Here is a 25,840-nt window from a genome sequence, read left to right as displayed (position 1 = left end):
TTAATTCCTTTCTTGTTCACATCCACTATGTAAAAAGGAGCTCTTTAGAAACGAGCTCCCTTGCTGCGTAAAAACTAAGGTGTTTTGGCAAACTTTTAAAGCTCCTAGACAGAAAAACGATCATGTCTCTCTGCTTCAACAGGTGTCACTGTACAGCTTATGAGCCTGCTGAACAAATGAACTCGTTACTTCTTATCTTCAACCATTACTAAAATCTTTTCTCATCGAAACCGCCTCTGACTCTTGCTTTTTCCTTTCTTATTTCCTCAAGCTTTTCCGGAGAGGCCCCATGTTGATTTGATAAAGCATGAAGAAGTTCAAGAATATCAGCTAACTCATTCAGTGCTTCTTCATCTGTTTCAGCAGATAGATATTCATTTAATTCTTCCTGAAGCTTCTTTTGAGCTTCTTCCTTATACTTCTCGTCTGACAGCTCTTCGGCCTGGTACCCTTTTCCCGACAGCCGGATCATATCAGGAATATGATCACGTACCAGCTTGTTGTAAATTGGCATCCAATCATCCTTTCAAATAATCTGTTCTATAGTATACCTGTTTTTATAGTGTGCGTAACATATCATTTTATCTTCTGGTTTAATACAATTTGCTTTTTCTGTTTTCATTATTCTTTCTCTGAATGAAGAATGATTCCTTTCGATTTGTGACATAGTAAGAAAAAAAGTGGTGATAACAATGTTACGATACAACGTGCCCCGTCTTGTTGTCTGGAGCATGATCCTGACTTCAGTCCTTAACCTGGTAATTATTATGATGACCACCATCCATCACGGACAAGTCAAGCAGCAGTTTCGAGACGTCAAAAATATTTTAAAAATAAGGATTCAATAAACAGGAAAAGGAGGGTCTTTTTTATTAAGACTCTCCTTTATTACAAACGTGTTACATTCTCATGAGGTGCCAGGCACCCGTTTCTCATGTTCCTTGCGAATTTTTTTAATTCTTCGATACATTGTTTTGTCGGTGAGCTTATTGAAATTTCTAATGCCAGGGCACAAATTCCCTTCGATGACCCACACGTGTCCCCTTTTATCCACTCCGATATCAAAGCCCATGATGGTATGCTTTTTCCACCGTACAGCCAGTCTTTTGGCAGCGAGTAATGAGACTCGTTCTGCTTTTTCCATTATTTTTTTTCTGCTGACTGACGGATCGATGCTCGCTTTTTTTAATGCTTCGGGAACGGACAGAATTATACCCTTGCTTATTTTGTTATTCGTTACAATATAGCCTTTTCCAGCAACCTTTGTTACCATCCCGGTCGCTTCCCAGTTTTTCGTCACTTTTCTTTTTTGAACAATAACCCTGATATCAAAGGGACTGTTATTATATTCGGCCAGATCAATGTATCTTTGAACAATGTAGTTTCGCTGCAGTGGATGTTTCCTGGTGCTGATATACTTATCAATAAATGCCAGCATTTTATCTCTGCTGCTGTATGTGACCTTATGACTTCTTTCCTGAACTTCAAATTTGTTATTTTCAAGCTGTGTTACTTTTAAAATATTCCTCCCTCTTCTTCCAATCACAGGCTTTACCATTACCTGGTTATATTCTTTTAGAAAATTCAGCAACACTGTATGAGTATATTTTTCCGTAGCTGGCAAATGAGGCTGAAGCTCTTTTCTTTTTTGCATGAGTTGATGCTTCTTCACTTGCTTCCTCCCGTATATCTCATGCCTCTCCCTCTTTCATGAAGACTCAGCCCGTCCGTTTCATTACAACCCATCTTTTTCATGGATGCAGTTCAAGTATTTTTCACGAGACGGATACTATTACTGTTACTTGGTATGATTACTATACGCTTCAGGAAAAAAGCAGTTTAGTGAAAGCAACCAGCCAACAATTCAAAATAGAAAAAAAAGACAACAGCCTTTTCTGGAAAACTAGCTATATTTCTTACGGGAAATGCAAAGAAGCGCAGACCTGAACGGCCTGCACTTCTTTTCCTAAGATTATTTGGCCACCGTCTGTAAAAGCTCATATAAATTGGACTTTGCTTCAAATCCAATTCCGGGCACATCTGGAAGACTTACGTAACCATCTTCTACCGGATGGTTATCAGCAAATCCACCAAAGGGCTCAAACACTCCCGGATAGGATTCATTTCCTCCAAGTCCCAGTCCTGCCGCAATATTCAAGGACATTTGGTGCCCTCCATGAGGAATACACTGTCTTGGCGACCATCCATAATCACCAAGCATATCAAGAATTCTTAAATATTCTACGAGTCCATAGCTGAGTGCACAATCAAATTGGAGAATATCCTTGTCTGAGCGCATTCCACCGTAGCGAATAAGATTGCGGGCATCTTGCATGGAAAATAAATTTTCTCCGGTGGCCATCGGGTTTTTGTAATACTTTGCAAGCTCAGCCTGTAATTCGTAGTCAAGGGGATCACCTGCTTCTTCATACCAAAACAGATCATACGGCTCCAGTTCTTTGGCATATTCAATTGCCGTTCCTAAATCAAAACGGCCGTTAGCATCAACAGCCAGATTCTTCCCTGATGGCACTACGTCAAGCACCGCTTCAATTCTCTTTATATCTTCCTTTAAAGAATCTCCTCCTATTTTCATCTTTACGACATTGTAGCCAAGATCCAGGTAGCTTTTCATTTCTTCCTGAAGCTTATCCAGTCCTTTATCAGGCTGATAATATCCGCCCGCTGCATAAACAAAAACCTTCTCATCAACCTGTCCGTTTCGGTATCTGTCAGCAAGCACCTGGTATAACGGCTTTTCTTCTATTTTTGCCACGGCATCCCATACAGCCATATCCAACGTTCCTACGGCAACTGAACGCTCGCCATGTCCTCCAGGCTTCTCTCCTGTCATAAGAACATTCCAAATTTTGTGTGGATCAAGGTTTGTTTCTTCTTCATTTAAGATGTCACCAGGTGATGCATCTAACAGCCTGGGGATAAATCGCTCTCTTAGTATCCCGCTTGGTGCATATCTTCCATTGGAATTAAAGCCATATCCGATTACTGGTTTGCCATCTCTTTCAACATCAGTCACAACAGCCACGACAGAAGCAGTCATTTTACTAAAATCAATATAGGCATTGCTTATGTCAGATTTAATGGGTACTGCCTTTTCTTTAATATCTACAATTTTCATTTTTCTTTCACCTCTGTGTTTATTGTCTCTTGTAGTCACGAAGAGCTGCCTAATTAAATATGCAATATTTGTGCCAACATTTTTAAAACCATGAAAAAAGTGCAGACACAATACATCCAAGCATTGTGTCTGCACTTTCATTTGCCTATATATTTCATATTTGAAATATCACTTTTCATTATTGAAACTCAACTTCCTCCATAACGTTGATTTACTGATCCTGTATTGTCTGCAGACTTCTTCTTTATCGCCGTCATACTGATCCAGGATTTTTTCCCAAAGTTCTTTTTCCATCAGCTTAATGTCCTGGGTCACTGAGAGCTCAACTTTTGCTGATTTCGTGAGCGGCCTCTTGTTTAACTGTTTTTCAACAAACCCCTTTGAAATATCTTCAGCTGGTGATAACAAAACTAAGCGGTGAACAAAATTTTCAAGCTCCCTTGCATTACCTTTCCATTTATGAGCGAGAAGAGGAGAAAATACATCCTCGCTTTGCCAGCGGAGAGGTTTGCGACCCGACTTCTTCTCTTTTTCAAGAAAAGAAAGCGCTAACGGAACAATATCCTCTTTTCTCTCACGAAGAGGAAGAAGTTCAACCTCTAGTATAGCGAGTCGGTAATAAAGGTCTTCCCTGAATTTCTCCTCTTCTACAAGCTGGGACAGCCTTTGATTGGTTGCACATATCACTCGTACATCCACTGGAGTAATACGGCCGCCGCCAATTCTCTTGACCTCTTTTTCCTGAAGGACACGAAGAAGCTTTGCCTGAAACTCAAGAGAGATTTCACCTATTTCGTCCAGAAATAACGTGCCCCTGTGTGCTAATTCAAACAGGCCTGGTTTTCCCCCTTTTACAGCTCCGGTAAAAGCACCTTCCTCATAACCAAACAGCTCACTTTCAAGAAGAGTTGGTGAAAGAGAAGCACAGTTTATCGAAACAAATGGTTTCTCTTCGCGCTCACTTGCATTATGAATACTCTGGGCAACAAGTTCCTTGCCTGTTCCGCTTTCCCCGTATATCACCACGGTCCCTTCTGATGCGGCAAACAGTGCTGCCTCCTCTAATGCCTCTTTCATTTCTTTATTTTTTGTTACGATATCTGTAAATCGATGCTTTGCTGTGAGTCCTTTCTTATTTAGTTCCTTTCGGATTTCAAGTTCGAGCTTTTGCAGTTTTTTTGTTTCTTCAAAAATAAGGACTGAGCCTTGAAAATTGCCATCTATGTATATGGGCAGGGTAGTGTATATAATTCTTTTGCCTTGAAGTAATTTATTTCTTTGTTCTTTTTTTATATTAATATCCTTAGCCTCAGGGATTGCTTTTCTCACATCGCGGCCTGTTACCTCTTCATTTTCCTTTTTAAAAATATGCTTTGCCGCTTCATTAAAAACAGTAATTCTCCCTTCTTCATTTACTGTAATGACGCCTTCATTTACATAATGAATAACGGCTTCAAGCTCTTTTCTCTTTGCTTGCTCATTTCGCTGAATGGACAGTAAATGCTGTGCGGTATCTAAAGCAGTGTGAAGAGCTTCTTCACCTGATAACAACAGTTCACTGAAAACACCTAGCTTTGTCGCCGCTTTTACAGCCGCTTTATCGCCAATGACAGCTTTCACGTTATTCTTTTCTATCAGACTTTCTATTTTTTTCTTTATCTGTTTTTTGTTTTGATAGCTTTCAAATGTAATTTTAGCATCCTTTGACAAGGAAAGATTTTCTGTGAAGGTCAACAGGTTCTCAGGAGTGACCACGGCAACATCGGTAAACCCTTTATTTACTGTGCTGCTCACTGAACGAAGAACGTCCTTAACCGAGACAGGGATATCAATGACTGGCACACTTCCCTTCTCTCTCAATAAGCGAGCTGTGCCTCCGCGGGAAATAAGAACTTTTGCTCCCCTCACCTTTTCCGGCAAGTCCCTCTCATCCTTTAGGTCTTTTTCCAGGGAAATCAGCGAAAATGGAACATCAGTCTTCAGCCGAAGTCCTTCAAACCGTTCCGCAAGCTCAGCAAAGGGTGTAATCACCACAACGTCTTCCATGAAACTCCTCCTTTCTGACATGTCTATTTATTCTTGCCTTGTAAATGAAAGGCTTTAGAAAGAAGCTCATAAGACCGTATTCTTTTTGCCTTGTCATATATATTTGTTATAATCAACAATTCATCTGTCTGGTAACGGCGGCTCAGGACTAAAAGCTCTTCTTTAACCTGTTCAGGGGTTCCGATAACTGCTCTTTTTCTGTTTTCTATGATTCTTTCCTTGTCATTATCACTCAATAACCTGGCTTTAGCCTCTTCAACAGAAATAATTTGGGTGTTGCCTCCTTTTTCTACAGCTAGCAGCCAGTGATCCTGACTGACAGCAAGCTCCTCAGCTTCCTCTTTGCTTTCTGCACAGACTACGAATACACAGGCATTTACCTTGGGATTCTCCATTCTTGGAGATGGCGTGAAAGATTTCAAATAACTGTTCACTGCTTCTGCCCCGTTATATGGATTAATAAAATGGCCGTACGTAAATCCGGCACTATTCCTCCCTGCTACTTTGGCCCCTCTTTCCGAAAGTCCAAGAACCCAGGTTTCAGGCAGCGTTGAAGTGACTGGGTTGGTGTTAATTCCTTTATAAGGATGGTCATGAGGAAGATTTGAGTCTAAAAAGCCTTGCAAATCAAAGAGCTGGCGGGGAAAATCAATCAAGTTCTTTTTTACTCCGTCAGTAAGGGCTAAGCGTATCGATGGCCCCCCTCCAGGTGAACGCCCTACCCCTAAATCAATTCGGCCAGGAAAAAGAGCTTCCATTGTTTTGAAATTTTCCGCTACTTTGTAAGGGCTGTACTGGGGAAGAAGTACTCCTCCTGACCCTACCCGTATATGATTGGTATTTGAAGCAATGTGGGTCATCAAGATTTCTGGAGAGGAGCTTGCCAAGCCTGCTGTGCTATGGTGTTCAGCGACCCAGTAGCGGCTGTATCCTAATTGTTCAGCTCGTTGAGCCAGGAAAACAGAATGATTTAGTGCTTGACCGGCACTTTCACCCTTAGAAATAGGAGATTGGTCAAGAATGCCTAACTTCATGTGGACTCCTTTCTTTCCTACGTTTCTATGTGGTTAAGTTTTGATAAAAATAATAATGGAAGTGTGCTGCTAATTCACTGCCAACCCCCGGTACATTTATTTCTCTCTATCATGAATATGAGTAATCCAGCATCCGGATGAAACATGTTCAGCCGTCCCGGCTGGATGGTTCCAATAATAAGTATAAGCTTTGGTTTTCTTTCCAGATGAAGATTCGACAATAATGGTTCTTCTTATATAATCACTGCCCTCTGGTTGTTCGGGATCATATCCTTCTAATAAATCAAGATTTTTTTGGACTTCTTCATAATACTCAGGGCTTATATATAATAAATCTCCTTTGATTTTCTCTTCCCCCTTGCGCATGCAAGGAAAGGCACCACCTAATACCGAATAAAGCACGCCCTTCGCCACGGCTGGAACTTCATCTATCGTTTTGCCTCGAATAAAGGATTCATAATTGTAAAGACCTGGCCGGAGAGTTCCATAAACAAAAAAAGGAATCTTGGATTTCACCTGATTATTCTTCTCCTTCCCGCTTCGATATTTATTCTTTAATTTTTTCATTATACAATACAAGTTTTTTTCTAAAAATAATCCCTATTTAAGATTATTTACCTAAATGTCCTCTCTAATAAAAATAGACGATACAGGAAATTCATGCTACCATTAGTAGGTATTTTGACTCATACGATAGATTGGAGTGTTTTGATGAAGGTACATATCTTGTTTCCTTTTGCTCTGCTAATCCTTTTGCTTTCGGGATGCGCAAAGCATGAAATGGTTCTGGACCTCAAGGAGGATGACAGTGCTCAATTTGAGATGAGCGTCTCAGTGGATACTACTCAGGTACCGTTTGGTGAATCTGAACTGAGAAGAGAAATCGCTGAAGCTTCCCAGGAAGCAGAGGAGGAAGGCTTCACCGTTCAAGTTATTGATGAAGAAACTGAAGCAGGGCTCATAGTTTCAAGAACGATTGAGGACGTCACACAATTAGAGGCTGATGATCTGCTTGATGACGCAGCGGAATTCATAGAGGTCCAAGCTCTTGATGATCACACAAGAGTTCTGAATATCCAGTTTACCGGTGAAGAAGATGAAATGGCAGCGGCTATGCTTGACTCTTCTTTGGTGGTACATTTTCCTTCTGTCCCTGTAAGTCATAATGCTCATTCTGAAGATGGGCAGACTCTTACCTGGTATATTGATGTCGCGGAGGGAACCGAAGTCCATGCTGAATACGAAACAGGAAGCAGTACTTCAATGCTCTTAATTGCCGGGATTATTGCTATTCTATTGGGAGGTATAGCAGTCTTACTCTTAAAAAGAAAGAAACCAAGGAAAGATGAAGCACAACCACCGAAACAAACCGCCTAAATATAATAAGACTGCAGAAGAACTGAACCATACATGAGAAGCATAGCCCCATGTAGAAGCAGTTCAACAGCAGTCTGTTTTTATTACTCTGATTCTTCTCCTTCTTCTTCATCCTCCAGTAGCTCATCTTCTATCAATTCTTCTACCGGCGGCTCCATGTTTTCAGCAATTGTATTGACTATCGTAGGATTTAACTCTGCTCTTTCTATCACTTCAACCTGTGTTTCAGGGGGATCAGTCTTTACCAGCCACTCTACCATTATGAAACCTAATAATAATCCTGCAAGCACCGTACCAGCCGTCACTGCCGCAACTTTCTTCAATGGCATCCCTCCCTTGTCCCTGCTTAAATTGTATCACCGGGCCTGAATGCACAACAACTAGATTCGTCCTCTATAGATTTCTCTTTTTCTCACTTAAACTTGTATTATTTACATTTTTCATCTATTACTATGAATATTCAATCACTTTTTACTTTTTTAACTTTTTTTACTTTACAAAACAAATTTCAACAAACTTCTACATATCTGATATCTTATGATTAAGAAAGTGTTTGATCAACCACCTTAGAGAACTCAGCTCAGACCCACGTAAATATTATTCATGGGAGGCCAGCTGGAAAAATGGAACTAATCGTGCTGAACAGGCAGATAAAGAGTAAAAAGAAGGAAATGTATCATAAAGCCAAGCAATTTGGATTAATGATCCGAAGACGATTCAATGCAGCCAGGAACTTGATCTGCTGCTTAATCAATATCAGGAACTAAAGATCCCCTCTAAAGAACCATCATTAGTTTAATGGCTCACAAATACTTATTGATTTATGCAGAATTATTTGTCTGAGAAAGAAAAAACAAAAAGCAGTTTTTGTTTTTCTTTCTCTTTTTTTGTGTTCATTCGAAATCTTCATCACCACCGGCTTCGGCTCTTCATCTATGTAACTTTTTTCTTTGCCTTACTCTCTTACTCTCTTTCTATTTTTCTCCTTAAAGATCTCATTGTGAGAGGAAACTCTACCTTTTTCTTCAGCTTGTGGCTGGATAAATTGCTTTGCTTTATTTACAGCGTTTACTGCATCCTGAAAGGTACCGGCAATTAAATTCAGTTTTCCGTTATGGGAAAGGACATCTCCTGCTCCGAAAAGACCTGGCTCAGAAGTTTCACTGGCCGCATTTCCCGCAATAAGCTTATTATTTTTTAAAGTAAGAGTAAGGCTGCTTTTCTGAAGCAAATCCGAGTCCCTTTCATATCCGTGATTTATCATCACCTCATCCACTGGTAAACTTATTTTTTCCCCGGTCTCAATATATGTTAACTCTACTTGGTCAATAGTTTCTTTATTTACAGCAGCTATAAGTTTGGAAATGAAGGTTTGGAAGTAGCATGTGACAGAACTATTTAACATCTGGCTTACCTGTGATTCATGGCCTTTTAATTCACCATTACGATAAGTAACAAATACTTTTTCAGCAAGAGGTTCCAGCTCGTTTGCCCAGTCTATTGCTGAGTTTCCTCCCCCCGAAATCAGTATCCTTTTCCCTTTAAATGCTTCTAACGATTTCACTGTATAGTGAAGGTTAGTGATTTCAAATCTATCAGCTCCTTCTATGTCAAGCTTTTTAGGGTTCAGTATTCCTCCTCCCACAGCCACAATCACCGTTTTTGATCGGTGAAGAGCACCTGACGAGCCATAAAGGAGATAATGACCCTCATCATTTTTTATGATATTTTCAACTTTTTCATTCAAGACAACCTCTGGATTAAATGTCATGCCTTGTTCTATCAGCTGCTCCATTAGCTTTGCTCCGGTAATGGGGGTAACTCCCCCGACATCCCAAATCAACTTTTCTGGATAGACGTTTAATTTTCCGCCAAGCGTTGGCTGATATTCTATCAATTTAGTTTTCATTTCCCGCAAACCACTGTAAAAAGCTGAGTAAAGCCCGGCTGGCCCTCCTCCAATAATCGTTACATCATAGAGCGGAGACTGGTTCATCATTACTCACTCCTGCCTTCTCAATCATAAATGATTATCATTATCAATTAAACTTACTCGTTTTTAACTGTTTTTACAATACAAAATAGTGTTGACAATCATTGTGGGCAGAATTATAGTGTTGTTGTAGTGATATTGATAATCATTTTCAACAAAAGTTATGTAGAGCTGGAGGTAATTTTATGGAACGACTTTTTGCATCCGGCCTTTATGTTGGCTACGGGGAAGAAATAATCGTTAAAGGAGTAAGTACCGCCATTCCTGATGGTAAGATTACGGTCATTATCGGCTCTAATGGATGTGGAAAGTCTACTTTACTTAAAGCCATGACACGTATCATTCCCCATCAGTCAGGCTCCATCATCTTGGATGGCAAAGATATAACAAAGGAAAAGACGAAAACGTTAGCTAAAAAGGTGTCCGCTCTTCCCCAATCACCGGAAAGTGCAAGCGGGTTAACGGCGGGAGAACTTGTTTCTTACGGGCGTTTTCCTCACCAAAATGGTTTTGGGCGTTTAACAAAAAAGGATCGTGAAGCTATTAGCTGGGCTCTTGAGGTCACAGGTACTAGAGATTTTGTATATCGGCCAGTAGATTCTCTGTCAGGTGGTCAGCGTCAGAGGGTCTGGATTGCATGGCATTAGCTCAGGAAACAGATATGATTTTCCTGGACGAACCAACTACCTATTTGGACATGGCCCACCAGCTTGAAGTATTAGAACTACTGGAAAGTCTGAATAAAAAGCAGGGGCGAACAATTGTAATGGTCCTTCATGACATTAACCAGGCAGCACGGTTTGCTGACTATATTATTGCTTTAAAAGACGGAGAAATCATTAAATCAGGTTCCGCTGATGAAATTATCTCTCCTTCCATATTACAAGAAGTATTTCAAATTGATGCAGAGATCGGCAGGGACCCACGGACAAATAAACCTCTGTGTATTACTTATAACCTCATTAAAGGAGAACAAGAAAATGAACAAACAACTATTGATTACTCAACTTACACTAGGAGCATTTCTTATTAGCGCATGCGGCAGCCAGTCTGGTTCATCGGCTGAAGAGGATGTTTCCTCATCTTCTGAAACGATCACTTATGTATCTGAAAACGGGCCAGTTGAAGTACCTGCCGACCCAGAGCGCGTGGTGGTCCTCTCTTCCTTTGCCGGAAATGTAATGGCCCTGGATGTAGATGTAGTCGGGGCAGACTCCTGGTCCCTGGATAATCCAAGATTTCAAGAAAAACTAGAAAACGTTGAAGAAGTAACAGATGAGAGCCTGGAGAAGATTATTGAGCTTGACCCTGACCTGATCATTGGACTTTCAAATATTAATAACGTTGATAAATTAAATGAAATTGCTCCCACTGTTACCTACACCTACGGGAACGTTGATTATTTAACTCAGCATATTGAAATTGGCAAGCTGTTAAACAAGGAAGAAGAAGCAAAGGAATGGGTCGATGATTTTCAGGAAAGAGCACAGACTGCAGGGAATGAAATCAGGGAAGAGATCGGTGAAGACGCCACTGTTTCAGTGATAGAAAGCTTTGATAAGCAGCTTTATGTCTTTGGTGACAATTGGGGCCGCGGTACAGAAATTCTTTATCAGGAAATGAATCTGGAGATGCCTGAAAAGGTGGAAGATCTCGCCTTGGAAGAAGGATACTATGCCCTTTCAGCTGAGGCCTTGCCTGAATTTTCAGGGGATTACCTTGTCTTTAGTAAATATTCAGATGCTGATAATTCTTTTCAAGAAACAAAAACCTTCCAGGAAATACCCGCAGTGAAGAATGATCAAATGCTGGAGGTAAATGCGAAAGAATTTTATTTTAATGATCCTTTAATGCTTGAACTTCAGCTTGAAGAATTCAAGGAATTTTTTCTTGACGATAAATAAAAATTTTTAAAGGGGCGGGCCATGCGGTTTCTTTTTCTTTCCGCTGAAGTTATCTACCAAATCAAGCTGAATTGACATAGGACTGCCCCTTTCTATTTCACTTTAGAAAAGATGGGAATCACGATGAATAGAAAGTTCCTACCCAAAGTTAGTTATACATATAAATTAATAGTTTCACTCATTCTTCTCATTGGGATGTTCACGGCTTCTCTGCTTATGGGTGCCGCTGAAACCACTGCTTACGATGTATGGCTGGCTCTTATTTCTGATATTAGAAATGAACAAGTGCTTCTCATTCAGGAGATTCGCCTCCCAAGGGAAATTGGGGCCTTATTTACAGGGGCAGCATTGGCAGTGGCAGGGGGAGTAATGCAGGGACTGACAAGGAACCCTTTGGCAGATCCCGGCCTATTAGGCTTAACGGCAGGGGCTAACGCAGGTCTTGCAGTAACGATGGCTTTTTTTCCTGGGATTAATTACTTTGGAATCATGATTTCCTGTTTTATCGGTGCTGCTGCAGGTGCAGCCATGGTATTTGGCATTGGCGCAGTAAAAAAGGCGGTTATTCCCCCTTTCGGATTGTTTTAGCAGGAGCAGCCATATCTGCTTTCTTGTTTGCCTTAGCAGAAGGGGTTGGAATTTATTTTCGCATTTCTCAGGATATCTCGATGTGGACAGCAGGGGGATTAATCGGCACGACCTGGGGACAGTTGCAGCTCATTGTTCCTTTTATTACGGGCGGCATCGTGCTCTCTATTCTACTTTCAAGACAGCTCACCGTTCTAAGCCTACATGAAGAATTAGCAGTCGGTCTCGGCCAGCGAACCATGCAAGTAAAAGTTCTCCTTTTTATTATTATCATCATTCTAGCCGGATCTTCAGTAGCACTGGTTGGCAATCTGGCTTTTCTGGGCCTGATGATTCCTCATGTCGTCCGCTGGATGGTCGGCACTGATTACCGGTTCATTATCCCCATGTCAGCAATTATGGGAGGAGCATTTATGCTGTTTGCTGATACGGCCGGCCGTGTTATTCATGCCCCCTATGAAACACCGGCAGCCGCAATCGTGGCTATCATTGGCCTGCCTTTTTTCCTCTTAATTGTCCGGAAAGGGGGAAATAGATTCTCATGATTCATCCAGGCCTGTATCGGAAGCAAACTATAGTACTTATTATTCTCCTTTTTTTAAGTGTGACGACAATTTTCATGTCCACTGTATTAGGCTACTCTTCCTTGTCTATTCATAGAATTATTCCTGTTATTTTAGGACAAGGAACGTTTAAAGAAGAATTTGTTCTCTTTTCTATTAGACTGCCGCGTATAGGGATAACCTTTCTGGCTGGTATGGCGCTTGCCTTGTCTGGAGCGATTCTTCAGAGTATTACAAGAAATGATTTAGCAGACCCTGGGATTATAGGCATTAATGCAGGAGCGGGTGCAGCTGTCGCTGTCTTCTTTTTATTTTTTCCTGTCCAGGCCGGAACCTTTGTTTTACTGCTTCCTGTGACGGCCTTTATTGGTTCTCTTATTACTGTTTGTTTTATTTATTTCTTCTCTTATCAGCGGCACACTGGACTTCAGCCAATCCGCCTTATTCTTGTAGGCGTAGGTTTTTCTACGGCTCTTTCCGGGTTAATGATTATTCTAATTTCTTCGGCAGACCGCCAGAAAGTAGACTTTATTGCCAAGTGGCTGGCAGGAAGCATCTGGGGAACGGACTGGGTATTTATATGGGCTCTTTTGCTTGGCTGGTTATCCTGGTTCCTTTTACATTGTACAAAGCAAACCGGTTAAACCTTCTAAGTCTCAGTGAGGAAGCAGCAGCAGGAGTCGGCGTATCCATAGGGAAGGAACGAGTCCTTTTATTACTTACCGCTACAGCCCTTGCCGCTTCTGCAGTTTCTGTTACAGGTGGAATTGCTTTTGTCGGCCTGATGGCTCCTCATATAGCAAAAGCATTAGTAGGACCCAGACACCAGTTGTTTCTTCCTGTAGCAGTTTTGACAGGCGGATGGCTTTTATTACTTGCTGATACAATCGGAAGAAACCTTGTAGAGCCTGATGGGATACCTGCTGGGATTATTGTGGCTTTGATAGGAGCCCCGTACTTTATTTATTTGTTATTAAAACGGTGATTCTCGATGTGTGCTAAAAAATTCAAATTCTGAAAACCTTTACGCCTCCTAACTAAAAAATTGGTACAGAATCTATAGTATGGTAGAATATAAATCGTTATCATTACGAAAAGGAGGTACATATGAAATGTCTGTCACTGAACACCGTAACGAGGCCCCTTCCTCGGTAAATTGCATGATTATTACCGTTTCAGACACCAGAACAAAAGAAACGGATAAAAGCGGTAAACTCATTAAAGAATTATTAGAGGGTGAAGGTCACAACATCGTCCGTTATGAGATTGTACAGGATGATTATCAAGGCATCCAGGAATTAATTAAACGTTCTGCCAAAGACAAGAACATCGATTCTATTTTGTTAAATGGCGGTACGGGAATAGCTCTCCGTGATACAACCTATGAAGCTGTTGGGTCACTATTGCAAAAGGAAATGCCTGGTTTTGGAGAATTGTTCCGTTATTTAAGCTTTGCAGAAGATATCGGAACCGCTTCGATATTAAGCCGGGCAGTAGCAGGTGTATATCAACATACTGCGGTCTTTTCCATGCCTGGGTCTTCAGGAGCTGTGCGACTGGCAATGAATCGAATCATTCTCCCTGAAATTACCCATGTCATCCGGGAAGTACGTAAAGATTTACCAAAAGACTAGCTGAAAAAAGACTTCATTTGCAAATAAGGACCTCCTATCCTTTCTTGAAGAGGTGGTATATTCTCCCCTCCTTATAGGTAAACTTGCTATTAGTTTTTAAACAAAGACAAACAGGCTCAGCGTTCCTAAGAGAACATACTGAGCCTGATTTCGTTCTACGGATCTACGACCTGCCTTTTACCCCAGGGACTTTCAGTAAGCATGGGTCCTTCACTCGTTCGCAACAAGATTCTACTATCTTCCCTCGCAAACTCTATGAGGGAAAAAGCTCCTTCAGGTGTTTCTACTTGAGCATCAATACGTGTCTCAATAGTAGACAACTCATCAACAATACTTGCTGCCAAATATTTATCTAAAGGATATGGTGCCCGAATAATGATATCAATATCGCTTGTTTCAGAGACAGAAGGAAGGCCAGTTGCCAACTCAAACCCTGAGCTTCCACCAGGCCCCCAGCAAAGATGGTTTTTACTCATTATTTGATCTACCATCTCTAAGGATTCAAAAAGCCCCTGGTTGACTAAGCTTCTGTGCTTTTTCCATCTCTTTTCTGTAACTATTGATTCAGGAGTAACAACTTTTTTTATATTTTTCTTTGATAAATAACAGGCAAATCGTTCACCTCTTGATCTTCCTCGAAAACCCGCCGGGAAACTGTCTTCTGTTTGTGGAGCTCGGCGAACGACCGTCCAACATGGATAACGAAGAGTTTCTTCAAGCCATGAAATGTTTTGGGCCATGCTCGGTGCTTCCTCCCCATCTTTCATTTCAACCAAATCATGCGGCCTTAGTTCCATTGTTCATTCAGTCTCTTCCTTACTTCTAAAGAAGCTTTTCTACCGCCTGCAACGGCTTCTTTGGAAGTAAGTCTATTTTGTAGATTATGGTTTTTTCCCAGCCTGGAATCATCGATTGCCTGATCGATTTCTTTCATTATTTTTTCGATGTCATCCTTTAAAGGTGAGGACGCATTTACATCCGTAATTAATTTGTGGAGTGCACCCAGAGTTTGAAAGGAACGAATGTCATAAGCTGTGGAAGGAACGGTTTTTGCCGATTGTTCTAATTGTTCAAGAGAACGTCTTGTAATTCTTGCATTAGACTCCTTCGACATCACTTGAACCTGTACAGATGAATCGTCAACTGCCAGGATGCGATTTGCCTGAAGACCGTGAGCCAAAAAGGCTCCGGAAATCGCTTTGCCGACCACTAAAGAAACAACCGGGTGTCCTGCTAAACGAGCTTTTGCGTAAGCATTCGCCGCAGCGGCACATGCCAGGTGAATTCCTATCAATTCTTCATTATACATAGGCCTGACTTGGGACATCTACAACCGCTACGATCGCCCTTTTTTGATCCTTATTTTTGTCTTCTTCTATTGCTTGATGTATGTGATAAGCAATCGTCCATCCTTCTTCTAAACCTACTTCTCCACCTCGGACTCTTGGAAACTTATTTTCTTTATCAGGGACGACGGCAAGGACACGGGCATCTTTCCCATTGATAATGGTATCACCGCAGCGAACAGTCTTTATTTGGGAAGATTCGACCGCCCCGTCTATCGCCATCAGTTCGGTAAACCACTTGCTTCCGTTGCTGTCAGCTGAAATGGACATGCCAGCTGTTTCATCTTCTATCGTAATCGCTCCCTTGCTTTCCTTCCAAAGCGCCAAATACTTTTCCGGAGTAAGTGATTCTGAAGGGTCAAAAGAATGAAGCAAATGAAGAAATGAGCTGATTTGTTCACACCTTGGTTCTTCATTACCAGGTTCTTCAAAGTGTTTCATCACTTGAGAACGTATACTTTGAATATCATCCTCTATCAGTGTATCAGTATGATCTGTTTTCTGTCGTTGCTCGCCTCCTACTGTTCTCCAGACAAGCTGCCTGTCACCGGCATCAAATTCTTCAATTCCCGCTTCTTGCTCAATAACTTCTGGTCCATTTAACCCTAGTCTGCCTTCTTTCGTAATCAAAAGCTTGCTGAACAATCCTGCTGCAATAGACATTCCGCCAAACGACCCTATTTTACCGGGAATAATTCCTATTACTGGGGTTTTTTCGCGAAGAGCAACAATGGACGCCTGGATTTCTGCTATGGTTAATAGTCCATAGTTTGCTTCTTGCAGCCGCACTCCCCCTGTGTCAAAAATCAGCACCGGCCGGGTGGGAATACCATTCTCATGATCCTTTAATGCCCTCTCGAAAGCACCTGCGATTTTGGAGCCAGCCACTTCACCAATCCCGCCTCCTTGAAAATCTCCTTCAATGGCCACAACAACTGCATTTTCCCCGCCAAGGAGACCTCTTCCTACAATAACTCCGTCATCACTTTGAGGAACTACTCCTTGATGTGCAAGATGGGGTGATTCAAGCTGTTCATGGGGTGGTATTAACTCTCTAAATGTCCCTTCATCCAATAATGCTTTAACACGCTCTCTTGCTTTTAATTCTGTCAGACTTTCTCTTAGCTTAAGCATATTGCCTGCTCACCTCCATTAATTGTGCAAGTCTCATGGAAACAACTCCAGGAGTGGCTCCAAAATCATTAATGATTACATCGGCACAAATATCATGAGAAGAAAGAAATCGCTCCAGAACGTTTTCCCATGTTTCATTAAACCCATTAATACTTGTCCTTACTTGAATGGAGGTTCTGGGCTGGTCAGTCGGCTGAAGCAGTATTTCAAGGTCCCCGGATCCTACTACCCCAACATGCGCTGAACTAGAAACAGGGGTTGTTGCTGGAAACTCAAATCGCAATGTATCCATTTAAAACCTCTCCTTGTTATAATTTTTGGAGCTGTAACTCTGTTTTGTATCTAGAAAGTCTTATTTGTATACTATCGATGAATAACACAGCTGCAAGCAGATCAGCACTCCCTCCAGGCGAAGCATTTTCTTCTATTAAATAGTTGTTTAATTGAAGTAAGTGACGCCATCCCTGACCAGAAGCAGGACCACCCGCTAAAAGAATTTTACGACATCTTTCTTTTGTCTGTTCAAGTACTTGACTGCCGCCGCGGTGTAAAAGACAGGTGTCGTCCAGATAAGCCATCATTGAGATCAGGGAATAAAGTCTTGCCTGTTCCTCAGGATGGCCTGCCTCTCTGTACTGGAGCAAAGCTGGAAGCCCTATATCTATAACATGAGGGAAACCTTGCTGAGCCTGCCCTTTTGCTCCACGCACCTGATATTTTTTAATTGCTTTTTCCCCATTTGTTTCCTTTACGGGCGCATAGCGGTCATCAAACCGGGCAATCTGTGCTGCAGTATCAGTGATGGAACCAGCATCCGCTTCAGGGCCTTTAATAGCCGATGCAGCAGTCAACAATCCAATAGCCCATATCGCACCTTTATGGGTATTGACGCCTTTCGTCTCTTTCAGCATATCGTACTCGCCTTTTCGACCAATTCTTGCAATCTTTTCTCTCAGCTTTTGTGTTGGTTTTTCACTCCAGGCGGCTTCCCCAATCTTATAAAAAGTCTCTTGAAGTGAGGCTGCTGATTTCAGCATAAGATCGAGATTCATATCGGAATGAGAGCCAGTATCACGTCGATCTACCAGGCCGGGCTTTGGTGTAAGCAAGGCTTCTTCCATCAAAGCTTCTACCGCTTTATCTGCTAAATATTTTGATCTATCAACCATTGTTATATTTTTCATAATTCTCCTTCCTTACCAGCTTCTAAATTTTGCCGGCGGCTCATACAAACCTTCGGACCATTCCACTAGTTCCTCTACACTTTTTGCAGCCAGAAGTGACCTTTTTGCTTCTGTTCGGTTGATGTTAAGGTCCTCCGGATATGAGATAATCCCTCTCTCCCTTAACTTGGCCGTTTTCTTCCTGGTTGTCTCCAGCCGATTGGAGTCACACCTGCAACAGAAGCTATTGCTTCTCTCCTTTCTTCAATGCTGTCAGTTTTGTACAAATAGGCGATTCCTTCTTCTGTTACCAAATGGGTCACATCGTTACCGTAAATCATAACCGGAGTAACTGCGAGGTTAGCATCTTTGGCTACCTCTATCGCATCCAAAGATTCCACAAACACAGGCCGGTTTCCAGCTGGAAGGTTTCTACCATTTGAACAACAAGCTTTTTACCCTTGGCAAGAGGATCGTCACTGTTTACCATATTCATCCATGCAGGAGTAGAATGGCGACGCCTCCCGGGTCATGACCCATATTTGGCGCTCCACCAAAACCAGCAAGCTTCCAGAGGTTACAGTGGAGGAATTTCCTTCCCGGTCCATCTGAAGGTCGAACCCACAAAGATGTCAACCGCGTACTGACCAGCAAGCTGACAGAATGTACGGTTAGAACGGAGACTTCCATCTGGTCCAGTAAAGAACACATCAGGACGTGCCGCTATATAATTTTCCATCCCTACCTCACTTCCAAAGCAATGAATGCTGTCCACCCATCCACTTTCGATAGCAGGTATCATGGTTGGGTGAGGGTTCAGGGCCAGTGCTGGCAAATTTCCCCTTTCAAACCAAGTGACTCACCATAAGTAGGGAGAAGAAGCTCTATGGCTGCAGTATTAAACCCAATTCCATGATTTAATGACTGCACATTGTGCTTTTCGTAGACACCTCTAATGGTCAGCATAGCCATTAAAATCTGTATTTCTGAGATGTGGCGCGGGTCCCTTGTGAACAAAGGTTCAAGCTGGAACGGCTTGTCTGCTTCCACTATGAAATCAATCCAGGATCCCGGAATGTCCACACGGGGCAGATCATCGGTAATTTCGTTTACCTGGGCAATGACAATCCCATCCCGAAAAGCAGCAGCTTCAACGAGCGTTGGAGTTTCTTCTGTATTAGGACCAGTATATAAATTTCCGTTACTGTCTGCTTTTTCAGCAGCTACTAAAGCAACGGATGGAATCAAGTCGATAAAAAGCCTTCCATATAATTCAATGTACGTATGGATATCCCCCATTTTCAGGTCGCCGTCTTCCACCATTTGAGCCATACGACGGCTCTGCGGCCCAGCATAGGCAAAATCAACTTTCTCGGCAATTCCCTTTTCAAAAATATCCAAGTGCTCTGGTCTTGAAAGACTGGACATAATCATATGAAGCTTGTTTACTTGGTCAGGGTTTACGTGTGATAACGCATAGGAAAGAAAAGAAGCCTGCTTTTGATTATTGCCTTCTAATACTACACGGTCCCCGGGGGATATCAGTGATTCCATCGCTTCAACAATATTGGCTGTTGGTATGACCTTATTTTCAGCTATGTTCTTAATAGACTGTATTCTTTTTTGTTTAGCATCTCTTCGTCTAGTCCACTTTCGAGCCGTCGGGGTTTTAGGAATCATATTCATATTGATTTCTCTCCTTTCAACTTTAAAAAATACTTAGACACCAGCGGTTCTGTTTCTTTCCATTAGGAGCCTTGTTGAACGGATTCCGCTTTGCATGGCTGAAACCGCTCTGGCAGAAGGAAACGCCCTTTCTGCAAGGTCCTTTAATATCGTACTGGCAGAGCATTCAACAAATAAACGTCCCCCCTTCTCAAAAATAATCTCTGTGGATTCATGCCATTTCACAGGCTGAGATATACTTAATGACAAATCCTTTTTAAGCTTTGGACCAGCGGTGAGCAATCTGGCTGACGAGTTGCCTGCCAGGGGGAATTTTGGAGGACTGAACTTCACGCCCTCGAGAGCCTTCTCCATCTTTCTACTAACCTCTGTTAACAAAGGACAATGGGAGGGGACGCTTACTTGAAGAGCATCTGCCTTTCTGGCGCCCCGCCTTCCTGCCTCTGCGACGACTTGCTTGATTGCCTTTTTGTGACCTGAAATGGCAAACTGATCAGGAGCATTTTCATTCGTTACATACACAGGATAGCTATCCGAGTAGATCGCTTTAATGATTTGCTCTATCTGGCCTTTCGGTAAGCCGGTTATCACTCCCATGCCATACTCATTACTTTGAAGAGAGGCTTCCATGTACTCCCCTCTTTTTTTTACAAGCTTCACAGCGTCAGGAAAAGAAAGCGCTTCTGCCGCTGCAGCTGCCGTAAATGCCCCGACGGAGTGACCTGCTCCCATCTCCGGCAGGGCGATCTCTTTTGTGAGCAAACGGTATAGCGCCATACTGGCAACTAGAATAGAAAGCTGTACAGAGGTTGTGGAGGCTAAGGCATCAGGGGAGTCCCTCAATGTTATATCTTCATTTATTGCATTGCTTGCTTCCTCGATCGTTCGTTTTACTTCAGGTTCTTTTGGTAATGACTGAAGCATGTAAGGCTTTTGCGATCCTTGTCCTGGAAAAAGAAAAACAATACTCATCTTCTCACCTCCATCAGTCGATAGTCGACCGAATAATTTGTAAGCGCATACAATGAATTCTTGAAAAGAGAGGAAGAGTTATTCTTCCTCTTTATCTTTTAACAGTTGATTTTGAATGCTAACTATAACATCATGATTATGCTTGTGAAGAAGACTATCGGCTTCCTTAAACTTACCCGTTTTTAAAAGTTTCACCAGCATTTTGTGTTCTTTTACTGACTTATCTATGTTTCCTTCGACTGAGAAGGAAAGATTTTGTATGGTTAACAATGGCTGTTCGATTCTTACATAGTTATTTTTAATCACTTCACTTTGGCTCATTTTAATAAGTGCAGTATGAAAGGAATGATTTAATTGAGTATAATTCGTGTGGTTTGTTTCTTTTTCCATTTCAGCTAAAATAGATTCCATCTCTTTCAAGGAATCAGCATTGATTCCATTTTCCTGGATTCTTTTCATCGCAAGTGCTTCAAGCATAATACGGATTTCAAGAAGGTCATATACTTCAGACTCGGTATACCCTTTTACAATCGCTCCTTTTCGTGGAATCCGTTCAACCAGGCCCTCAATTGTCAGCAAGTAGATGGCTTCTCGGACTGGCGCTCTGCTTGTGCCGTATTCCTCCGCATATAAATGCTCGACTAATTTCTGGCCAGGCTTCAGTTCCCCCGTCATAATTTGTTCAGTGATGTGTTTAGCAATGACGCTTGACAAGGCGTTATCCTTTGTTAAATTCATGCTCACAAGGACAGCCCCCTTTCTCTTCTATTTGGTCGACTGTCGTTTCACTTAGTATAATACGTAAAAAACAAATCCGCAATAACTTTTTTAAATTTTAAAAAACCTTGAATTATCAAAAAATTATGTCTAATATAAGAGTACAGTCAATTGTCGACCGTTTCCTTTGTATTTTTTGTAACCGTTTACACTACTATACGGGAGTGATGCCTCCTCATCAACGATTATGAGTGGTAATGTTGATCGTCCTCTGTCCTTTGTTATCTCTATTATAAAGGAGTTGAATGCATTGGTCATTTATGGAGTGGCAATTTTAGCAGTTTGTATGCTTATTGGTGTAGTGCTCGGAGATTACCTTGGTATTTTGATGGGTGTTAACGCCAATGTCGGCGGTGTTGGAATCGCGATGCTTTTTCTGGTCCTGTTAATTGACCATTTAAAGAAAAAAGGAATGTTGAATCCTAAATCAGAACAGGGAATGGCATTTTGGAGTGCGATGTATATCCCGATAGTCGTTGCCATGACTGCTCAGCAAAATGTAGTCGGTGCTATCGAAGGAGGTCCTCTTGCTATTTTAGCTGGTATCAGTGCAACTCTTGTAAGCTTTGCCCTTGTTCCCCTCTTAAGCCGTATTGGAAAGGACAAGTACGACAGCTTGAAACAGGAAGAAGAGTTTAAAAAAGCAAATTAAGGAGGGTAACCATTTATGGAAGTTATTTTAGAGATCCTTGAAGCAAACAGTCTTGTTACCGCTTTTGCAGTTGTGGGCGTTACGATGTATATCTCTTATTTCCTTTCTGATAAACTCACGAAAGGGCGTCTCCACGGCTCCGCTATTGCTATCATTCTCGGCTTAGTCCTCGCTTATATTGGCGGCGTATACACCGGCGGTGAAAATGGTTTGGCTGACCTGTCAATGTTTTCCGGGATAGGGATGATGGGCGGTGCTATGCTTCGAGACCTGGCAATTGTTTCCACAGCATTTGGAGCCAGCTTTTCAGAATTTAAGAAAGCAGGCTTTGCTGGAATCCTTTCTCTCTTTGTCGGTGTCTTCATTTCTTTTTTTGTCGGAGTCCTGGTTGCACTTTCTTTTGGATATACGGACGCAGCAAGTTTAACAACTATTGGCGGCGGAGCTACTACTTATATTGTTGGTCCTGTAGCAGGTACCGCAGTTGGTGCAAGTTCTGAAGTAATTACGTTAAGCATCGCTGCAGGACTTGTGAAATCTATCATCGTAATGGTCGGTACTCCTTTTGTTGCAAAATATATTGGATTGGACAACCCTCGTGCAGCGGTGGTGTATGGCGGTCTGATGGGCACGACAAGCGGCGTAGCAGGAGGCTTGCTGCCACAGATCCAAAATTAGTACCGTACGGAGCAATGACCGCAACATTTTTTACCGGGCTTGGATGCCTTCTTGTCCCCTCCATCCTCTTTCTGATGATCAGCTTTGTTGCTGGTTAGTTAGATTACCTTCTTAAGGATTTAAACCAATAAACTACCACTTTTGAAAGCATGGCTGCTTTTAGTGGTAGTTTTTTAATGTTTATGCATTCTCGATTCCACATAGCTTCTTCACGTTTCCCTTCACAAGAGTTCCTATGTCGTGAACAGGTCATCGTTCTTTCTTCACAGAAATTCCTTCTTAGTAATCGTACTATAATAAGAGTAAAGCGCTTTTTTAGCCTTACATCTTTGATTGAGCCAAAAATAAGTTGTACACCAATAATAAGTTATTACATAATTGTGCCTACAAGTGTTGAAAATACTAATAATAAGGAGGGATCTATATGGGAAAACAATCAAAATCAAAACGAAACATAATTAAAGGGAAAGATGCGGTTCAACCACAAACCGGAGATAGAACAACCATCTCAAAATCAGGAAGAGAGAATAAAGACAATTAAAAAAAAGGGCGACATCGAGACTGAGGTTTTGATGTCGCCCTTTTTCTACTTTATTGTTCGAGGGGCTTTCAGAGCTGACATAACTGTTCGATGCCTATGTTACGAGCCCACACACCTCATGTTTCAAGACGTATAAATAAGAAGGGCTATTATGGAAAGCTTTCAAATCATATTGTAAGAAAAAGAGGTGAAATTGAGTGGATATGAATCATAAAAAACTTCCAGGCCTTTTTACTGAAGGTGTAATGAGGGATCTTATACAATACATGGATTCTTATATTGATGAAGCTTTTAAGCACTTTCAATCTTTTCCCGAGAGTAGATTTGTTGAGGGAGAAATAGAGGAAACCGAAGATCATTACTTTTTGAAATTCTATCTCCCGGATGCAGCAGTGACCAAATTCAACTTGAGGTTATAGACAATTTTTTAAAATTGTCTGTGAACCACTCTTCCATCATTGAAGAAAAGAATGATCTTACCATGTACCAGAAACGAGAACAGTCTTTTCAAAGAATGCAGCGACTTATTCCATTTTCTTTTCCGATCTCGGAAAACGAAATCAACGCAATCTTTGAAAATGAGGTACTGCGGATTACTGTCCCCAAAAAAAGTACCAGCGAGAAAGTAATTGAGATAAATAAAACAGATGAGTAAAGAAATGGATTCGTGACACCATTGACCTTTCTTCACCAGTAAAACAAATAATCTTCGTTAGGGATGCTAAGGATATATAAAGAGAACTCCTTGCAAAAAAATACAGGAAGCATAAATCTATGCTTCCTGTAATATACGGGCCTTATCCTCGCTTTTTTCTTGGGTAGTTTCCTCTTCAAATCCAAGGGACTTTGCCGTAGAAGTATGAATTTCTTTCAAAAGCTCAGGGTTTTCCATTAACGACAAGCCATAAGAGGGGATCATTTCTTTTAGTTTCGGTTCCCACTCTGTAAGATGATCCGGGAAACATTTTTTAGAACTTCAAGCATAACGTGAACAGCTGTAGAAGCACCCGGTGACGCACCCAATAAGGCTGCAATAGAACCATCTTCAGAACTAATTACTTCCGTACCGAATTGAAGTGTTCCTTTTCCGCCTTCTTCTGTATCTTTAATCACCTGTACCCGTTGTCCAGCTATGACCAAATCCCAATCCTCGCTCTTAGCATTAGGGATAAAATCACGAAGCTCTTCCAAGCGCTGTTCTTTTGACAGCATCACTTGCTGCATCAGGTATTTAGTTAAAGACATCTCTTTTGCTCCTGCAGCAAGCATCGTTAAGACATTATTAGGCTTTACTGAATTTACCAGATCGAACATTGAACCACCTTTTAGGAACTTAGGTGAAAAGCCGGCAAACGGTCCAAACAACAATGATTTTTTATTATCAATATATCTTGTATCCAGATGAGGAACTGACATTGGCGGAGCGCCAACCTTGCTTTGCCGTATACTTTTGCATTATGCTGCTCTATAACGTCCGGGTTATTACAAACCATAAATATACCACTGACCGGGAACCCACCGATATTTCTTCCTTCAGGAATACCTGATTTCTGGAGCAGATGGATACTACCTCCCCCGCTTCCAATAAAGACAAACTTAGCAGTGCGGCGTTCAACAGAACCATCATAAAGATTCTTCACTTTTAACTCCCACGAACCATCGCTTCTGCGCTTAATATCATTTACGCTTCGTCTATACTTCACTTCCACATCCGTGCTTTCCAAGTGATCGAATAACATGTTCGTTAATGCACCAAAGTTAACGTCAGTTCCCGTGTCAATCTTTGTCGCTGCTATTGGTTCATTTGAATCTCGCTCTTCCATCACAAGCGGGATCCATTCCTTCAGTTTTTCTGGATTATCGGAGTATTCCATGCCTTCAAATAAAGGATTATCCGAAAGCGCTTTAAAACGATTCTTTAGAAACTTAACATTTTGTTCCCCTTGTACAAAACTCATATGAGGCAATGGCATAATAAAATCCTGGGGACTTTTTATAAGCTTTCTGTTAACTAGATAGGACCAAAATTGCATGGAAAGCTGGAACTGTTCATTTATTTTTATCGCTTTACTAATATCTACAGACCCATCTGGCTTTTCAGCTGTGTAGTTAAGCTCGCACAGGGCCGCATGTCCGGTTCCTGCATTATTCCATTCATTGGAGCTTTCCTCTCCTGCATTGTCGAGCTTTTCAAACACAGTTATTTTCCAGTCGGGGACTAATTCCTTCAGCAGTGCACCTAATGTTGCACTCATAATTCCGGCACCAATTAATATAACGTCTGTATCCGTTTGATTGTTGCTCATGTTTACCACCCTCATACGCATAAATTTACAGAAAAGGATGTATGCGTCCTTTTTTAGGCGCCAACATCTAACAAGTCAGGGCGCGACTCGTCACACATCTTTTCTGAATCAATTATAACCTGTTTATAGTGTATCACTATTGGTAAAAGATTAAAATATTTACTATTATATGATAGATTAAAATTTTCTAACACTATTATATAATAGCCCGGTGTTATTTAAAAGCTGAAAAGTGGAAGAATTTCACTTTTATATTATCTCATCCTTTGTATTTACCCTCTTTTAATATGATCCGAAGTGTTACTAG

General features: G+C 41.5%; 23 protein-coding genes and 6 pseudogenes. 12 read left to right on the top strand and 17 right to left on the bottom strand.

The features are described from left to right. Positions 1-208: 208 nt before the first annotated feature. Positions 209-514: a nucleoside triphosphate pyrophosphohydrolase gene (locus JCM19033_RS07205; RefSeq protein ID WP_054635810.1), complete on the bottom strand. Its 306-nt coding sequence runs from the start codon at positions 512-514 to the stop codon at positions 209-211. Positions 515-692: 178 nt separating this feature from the next. On the opposite strand from JCM19033_RS07205, the gene JCM19033_RS23280 reads away from it, so the two are divergent. Beyond that, positions 693-848, top strand: coding sequence for a hypothetical protein (locus tag JCM19033_RS23280; RefSeq protein ID WP_157049782.1), 156 nt, complete (start codon positions 693-695; stop codon positions 846-848). A 59-nt stretch (positions 849-907) separates the two neighbouring features. On the opposite strand, the gene JCM19033_RS07200 is transcribed toward JCM19033_RS23280, so the two are convergent. From JCM19033_RS07200 to JCM19033_RS07180, 5 genes are all read right to left on the bottom strand, one after another. Further along, positions 908-1,672: a YheC/YheD family protein gene (locus JCM19033_RS07200; RefSeq protein WP_054635809.1), complete on the bottom strand. Its 765-nt coding sequence runs from the start codon at positions 1,670-1,672 to the stop codon at positions 908-910. Between the two features lie 300 nt (positions 1,673-1,972). Beyond that, positions 1,973-3,139: a mandelate racemase/muconate lactonizing enzyme family protein gene (locus JCM19033_RS07195; RefSeq protein ID WP_054635808.1), complete on the bottom strand. Its 1,167-nt coding sequence runs from the start codon at positions 3,137-3,139 to the stop codon at positions 1,973-1,975. 168 nt (positions 3,140-3,307) lie between these two features. Continuing rightward, positions 3,308-5,185, bottom strand: a complete 1,878-nt coding sequence (locus tag JCM19033_RS07190; protein ID WP_054635807.1) for a sigma 54-interacting transcriptional regulator — start codon at positions 5,183-5,185, stop codon at positions 3,308-3,310. Between the two features lie 23 nt (positions 5,186-5,208). Next, the gene (locus JCM19033_RS07185; RefSeq protein ID WP_054635806.1) at positions 5,209-6,219 is read right to left on the bottom strand and encodes an LLM class flavin-dependent oxidoreductase; all 1,011 of its coding nucleotides are present in this window, start codon (positions 6,217-6,219) and stop codon (positions 5,209-5,211) included. A 96-nt stretch (positions 6,220-6,315) separates the two neighbouring features. Then, positions 6,316-6,786, bottom strand: a complete 471-nt coding sequence (locus tag JCM19033_RS07180) for a gamma-glutamylcyclotransferase (RefSeq protein ID WP_083465313.1) — start codon at positions 6,784-6,786, stop codon at positions 6,316-6,318. Positions 6,787-6,879: 93 nt separating this feature from the next. Here JCM19033_RS07180 and JCM19033_RS07175 point away from each other — a divergent pair, with 93 nt between their 5' ends. Further along, complete coding sequence (locus JCM19033_RS07175; protein WP_083465312.1) at positions 6,880-7,596, top strand: LPXTG cell wall anchor domain-containing protein; 717 nt, start codon at positions 6,880-6,882, stop codon at positions 7,594-7,596. An 83-nt stretch (positions 7,597-7,679) separates the two neighbouring features. On the opposite strand, the gene JCM19033_RS07170 is transcribed toward JCM19033_RS07175, so the two are convergent. Beyond that, positions 7,680-7,919, bottom strand: coding sequence for a hypothetical protein (locus tag JCM19033_RS07170; RefSeq protein ID WP_054635803.1), 240 nt, complete (start codon positions 7,917-7,919; stop codon positions 7,680-7,682). Between the two features lie 368 nt (positions 7,920-8,287). Here JCM19033_RS07170 and JCM19033_RS25250 point away from each other — a divergent pair, with 368 nt between their 5' ends. After that, complete coding sequence (locus JCM19033_RS25250) at positions 8,288-8,395, top strand: aspartyl-phosphate phosphatase Spo0E family protein (RefSeq protein WP_083465331.1); 108 nt, start codon at positions 8,288-8,290, stop codon at positions 8,393-8,395. A 156-nt stretch (positions 8,396-8,551) separates the two neighbouring features. Here the strand turns inward: JCM19033_RS25250 and JCM19033_RS07165 are convergent, their stop codons facing one another. Continuing rightward, positions 8,552-9,592, bottom strand: coding sequence for an NAD(P)/FAD-dependent oxidoreductase (locus JCM19033_RS07165; protein ID WP_054635802.1), 1,041 nt, complete (start codon positions 9,590-9,592; stop codon positions 8,552-8,554). A gap of 182 nt (positions 9,593-9,774) precedes the next feature. On the opposite strand from JCM19033_RS07165, the pseudogene JCM19033_RS07160 reads away from it, so the two are divergent. The 5 genes and pseudogenes from JCM19033_RS07160 to JCM19033_RS07140 all read left to right on the top strand — a co-directional run bounded on the left by JCM19033_RS07160 (position 9,775) and on the right by JCM19033_RS07140 (position 14,278). Beyond that, positions 9,775-10,622, top strand: a pseudogene (locus JCM19033_RS07160) (ABC transporter ATP-binding protein). Continuing rightward, a complete protein-coding gene (locus tag JCM19033_RS07155; RefSeq protein WP_054635801.1) occupies positions 10,570-11,493 on the top strand; it encodes an iron-hydroxamate ABC transporter substrate-binding protein in 924 nt (307 codons plus the stop codon). Before JCM19033_RS07160 ends, JCM19033_RS07155 begins: the two are co-directional and overlap by 53 nt. Before the next feature lie 123 nt (positions 11,494-11,616). Further along, positions 11,617-12,626 (top strand): annotated as a pseudogene (locus JCM19033_RS07150) (FecCD family ABC transporter permease). Further along, a pseudogene (locus tag JCM19033_RS07145) lies at positions 12,623-13,629 on the top strand (FecCD family ABC transporter permease). The pseudogenes JCM19033_RS07150 and JCM19033_RS07145 overlap by 4 nt, the downstream one beginning before the upstream one ends. A gap of 127 nt (positions 13,630-13,756) precedes the next feature. Further along, positions 13,757-14,278: a molybdenum cofactor biosynthesis protein B gene (locus tag JCM19033_RS07140; protein WP_054635800.1), complete on the top strand. Its 522-nt coding sequence runs from the start codon at positions 13,757-13,759 to the stop codon at positions 14,276-14,278. A 155-nt stretch (positions 14,279-14,433) separates the two neighbouring features. Here the strand turns inward: JCM19033_RS07140 and JCM19033_RS07135 are convergent, their stop codons facing one another. The 8 genes and pseudogenes from JCM19033_RS07135 to JCM19033_RS07105 all read right to left on the bottom strand — a co-directional run bounded on the left by JCM19033_RS07135 (position 14,434) and on the right by JCM19033_RS07105 (position 21,317). Further along, entirely contained in the window at positions 14,434-15,075 is a 642-nt protein-coding gene (locus JCM19033_RS07135) for a malonate decarboxylase holo-ACP synthase (RefSeq protein WP_054635799.1), read from the bottom strand. Further along, complete coding sequence (locus JCM19033_RS27260) at positions 15,066-15,605, bottom strand: biotin-independent malonate decarboxylase subunit gamma (RefSeq protein ID WP_306301268.1); 540 nt, start codon at positions 15,603-15,605, stop codon at positions 15,066-15,068. The genes JCM19033_RS07135 and JCM19033_RS27260 overlap by 10 nt, the downstream gene beginning before the upstream one ends. After that, the gene (gene mdcD / locus JCM19033_RS07130; protein ID WP_306301267.1) at positions 15,580-16,758 is read right to left on the bottom strand and encodes a biotin-independent malonate decarboxylase subunit beta; all 1,179 of its coding nucleotides are present in this window, start codon (positions 16,756-16,758) and stop codon (positions 15,580-15,582) included. The genes JCM19033_RS27260 and mdcD overlap by 26 nt, the downstream gene beginning before the upstream one ends. Next, a complete protein-coding gene (locus JCM19033_RS07125) occupies positions 16,751-17,050 on the bottom strand; it encodes a malonate decarboxylase subunit delta (protein ID WP_054635798.1) in 300 nt (99 codons plus the stop codon). The genes mdcD and JCM19033_RS07125 overlap by 8 nt, the downstream gene beginning before the upstream one ends. Before the next feature lie 16 nt (positions 17,051-17,066). Continuing rightward, the gene (locus tag JCM19033_RS07120; RefSeq protein WP_054635797.1) at positions 17,067-17,942 is read right to left on the bottom strand and encodes a triphosphoribosyl-dephospho-CoA synthase; all 876 of its coding nucleotides are present in this window, start codon (positions 17,940-17,942) and stop codon (positions 17,067-17,069) included. A gap of 12 nt (positions 17,943-17,954) precedes the next feature. Beyond that, positions 17,955-19,601: pseudogene (gene mdcA / locus JCM19033_RS07115) on the bottom strand (malonate decarboxylase subunit alpha). A 39-nt stretch (positions 19,602-19,640) separates the two neighbouring features. Then, positions 19,641-20,579 carry an ACP S-malonyltransferase gene (locus JCM19033_RS07110; protein ID WP_054635796.1) on the bottom strand — a complete coding sequence of 313 codons (939 nt, stop codon included), beginning with the start codon at positions 20,577-20,579 and terminating at the stop codon, positions 19,641-19,643. Between the two features lie 78 nt (positions 20,580-20,657). Beyond that, complete coding sequence (locus JCM19033_RS07105; protein WP_054635897.1) at positions 20,658-21,317, bottom strand: GntR family transcriptional regulator; 660 nt, start codon at positions 21,315-21,317, stop codon at positions 20,658-20,660. A gap of 289 nt (positions 21,318-21,606) precedes the next feature. Here JCM19033_RS07105 and madL point away from each other — a divergent pair, with 289 nt between their 5' ends. The 4 genes and pseudogenes from madL (at position 21,607) to JCM19033_RS07085 (ending at position 23,882) form a co-directional block, all read left to right on the top strand. After that, a complete protein-coding gene (gene madL, locus JCM19033_RS07100) occupies positions 21,607-22,008 on the top strand; it encodes a malonate transporter subunit MadL (RefSeq protein WP_054635795.1) in 402 nt (133 codons plus the stop codon). A 15-nt stretch (positions 22,009-22,023) separates the two neighbouring features. Then, positions 22,024-22,784: pseudogene (madM, locus tag JCM19033_RS07095) on the top strand (malonate transporter subunit MadM). A gap of 646 nt (positions 22,785-23,430) precedes the next feature. Further along, positions 23,431-23,646, top strand: a complete 216-nt coding sequence (locus JCM19033_RS07090) for a hypothetical protein (protein ID WP_157049781.1) — start codon at positions 23,431-23,433, stop codon at positions 23,644-23,646. Positions 23,647-23,660: 14 nt separating this feature from the next. Then, positions 23,661-23,882: a hypothetical protein gene (locus JCM19033_RS07085; protein ID WP_374701209.1), complete on the top strand. Its 222-nt coding sequence runs from the start codon at positions 23,661-23,663 to the stop codon at positions 23,880-23,882. A gap of 117 nt (positions 23,883-23,999) precedes the next feature. On the opposite strand, the pseudogene JCM19033_RS07080 reads toward JCM19033_RS07085, so the two are convergent. Beyond that, positions 24,000-25,533 (bottom strand): annotated as a pseudogene (locus tag JCM19033_RS07080) (malate:quinone oxidoreductase). Positions 25,534-25,840 lie beyond the last annotated feature (307 nt).

Source organism: Thalassobacillus sp. C254, from assembly GCF_001310615.1.
This window is presented reverse-complemented; position numbering and strand designations above follow the sequence as displayed.

What these genes read in the sequence shown, in the direction of transcription:
- JCM19033_RS07205 (WP_054635810.1), bottom strand. Translation starts at nt 514, where the DNA reads ATGCCAATTTACAACAAGCTGGTACGTGATCATATTCCTGATATGATC.
- JCM19033_RS23280 (WP_157049782.1), top strand. Translation starts at nt 693, where the DNA reads ATGTTACGATACAACGTGCCCCGTCTTGTTGTCTGGAGCATGATCCTG.
- JCM19033_RS07195 (WP_054635808.1), bottom strand. Translation starts at nt 3,139, where the DNA reads ATGAAAATTGTAGATATTAAAGAAAAGGCAGTACCCATTAAATCTGAC.
- JCM19033_RS07190 (WP_054635807.1), bottom strand. Translation starts at nt 5,185, where the DNA reads ATGGAAGACGTTGTGGTGATTACACCCTTTGCTGAGCTTGCGGAACGG.
- JCM19033_RS07185 (WP_054635806.1), bottom strand. Translation starts at nt 6,219, where the DNA reads ATGAAGTTAGGCATTCTTGACCAATCTCCTATTTCTAAGGGTGAAAGT.
- JCM19033_RS07180 (WP_083465313.1), bottom strand. Translation starts at nt 6,786, where the DNA reads ATGAAAAAATTAAAGAATAAATATCGAAGCGGGAAGGAGAAGAATAAT.
- JCM19033_RS07175 (WP_083465312.1), top strand. Translation starts at nt 6,880, where the DNA reads ATGCTACCATTAGTAGGTATTTTGACTCATACGATAGATTGGAGTGTT.
- JCM19033_RS07165 (WP_054635802.1), bottom strand. Translation starts at nt 9,592, where the DNA reads ATGAACCAGTCTCCGCTCTATGATGTAACGATTATTGGAGGAGGGCCA.
- JCM19033_RS07155 (WP_054635801.1), top strand. Translation starts at nt 10,570, where the DNA reads ATGAACAAACAACTATTGATTACTCAACTTACACTAGGAGCATTTCTT.
- JCM19033_RS07140 (WP_054635800.1), top strand. Translation starts at nt 13,757, where the DNA reads ATGTCTGTCACTGAACACCGTAACGAGGCCCCTTCCTCGGTAAATTGC.
- JCM19033_RS07135 (WP_054635799.1), bottom strand. Translation starts at nt 15,075, where the DNA reads ATGGAACTAAGGCCGCATGATTTGGTTGAAATGAAAGATGGGGAGGAA.
- JCM19033_RS27260 (WP_306301268.1), bottom strand. Translation starts at nt 15,605, where the DNA reads ATGTCCCAAGTCAGGCCTATGTATAATGAAGAATTGATAGGAATTCAC.
- mdcD (WP_306301267.1), bottom strand. Translation starts at nt 16,758, where the DNA reads ATGCTTAAGCTAAGAGAAAGTCTGACAGAATTAAAAGCAAGAGAGCGT.
- JCM19033_RS07125 (WP_054635798.1), bottom strand. Translation starts at nt 17,050, where the DNA reads ATGGATACATTGCGATTTGAGTTTCCAGCAACAACCCCTGTTTCTAGT.
- JCM19033_RS07120 (WP_054635797.1), bottom strand. Translation starts at nt 17,942, where the DNA reads ATGAAAAATATAACAATGGTTGATAGATCAAAATATTTAGCAGATAAA.
- JCM19033_RS07110 (WP_054635796.1), bottom strand. Translation starts at nt 20,579, where the DNA reads ATGAGTATTGTTTTTCTTTTTCCAGGACAAGGATCGCAAAAGCCTTAC.
- JCM19033_RS07105 (WP_054635897.1), bottom strand. Translation starts at nt 21,317, where the DNA reads ATGAATTTAACAAAGGATAACGCCTTGTCAAGCGTCATTGCTAAACAC.
- JCM19033_RS07090 (WP_157049781.1), top strand. Translation starts at nt 23,431, where the DNA reads ATGAATCATAAAAAACTTCCAGGCCTTTTTACTGAAGGTGTAATGAGG.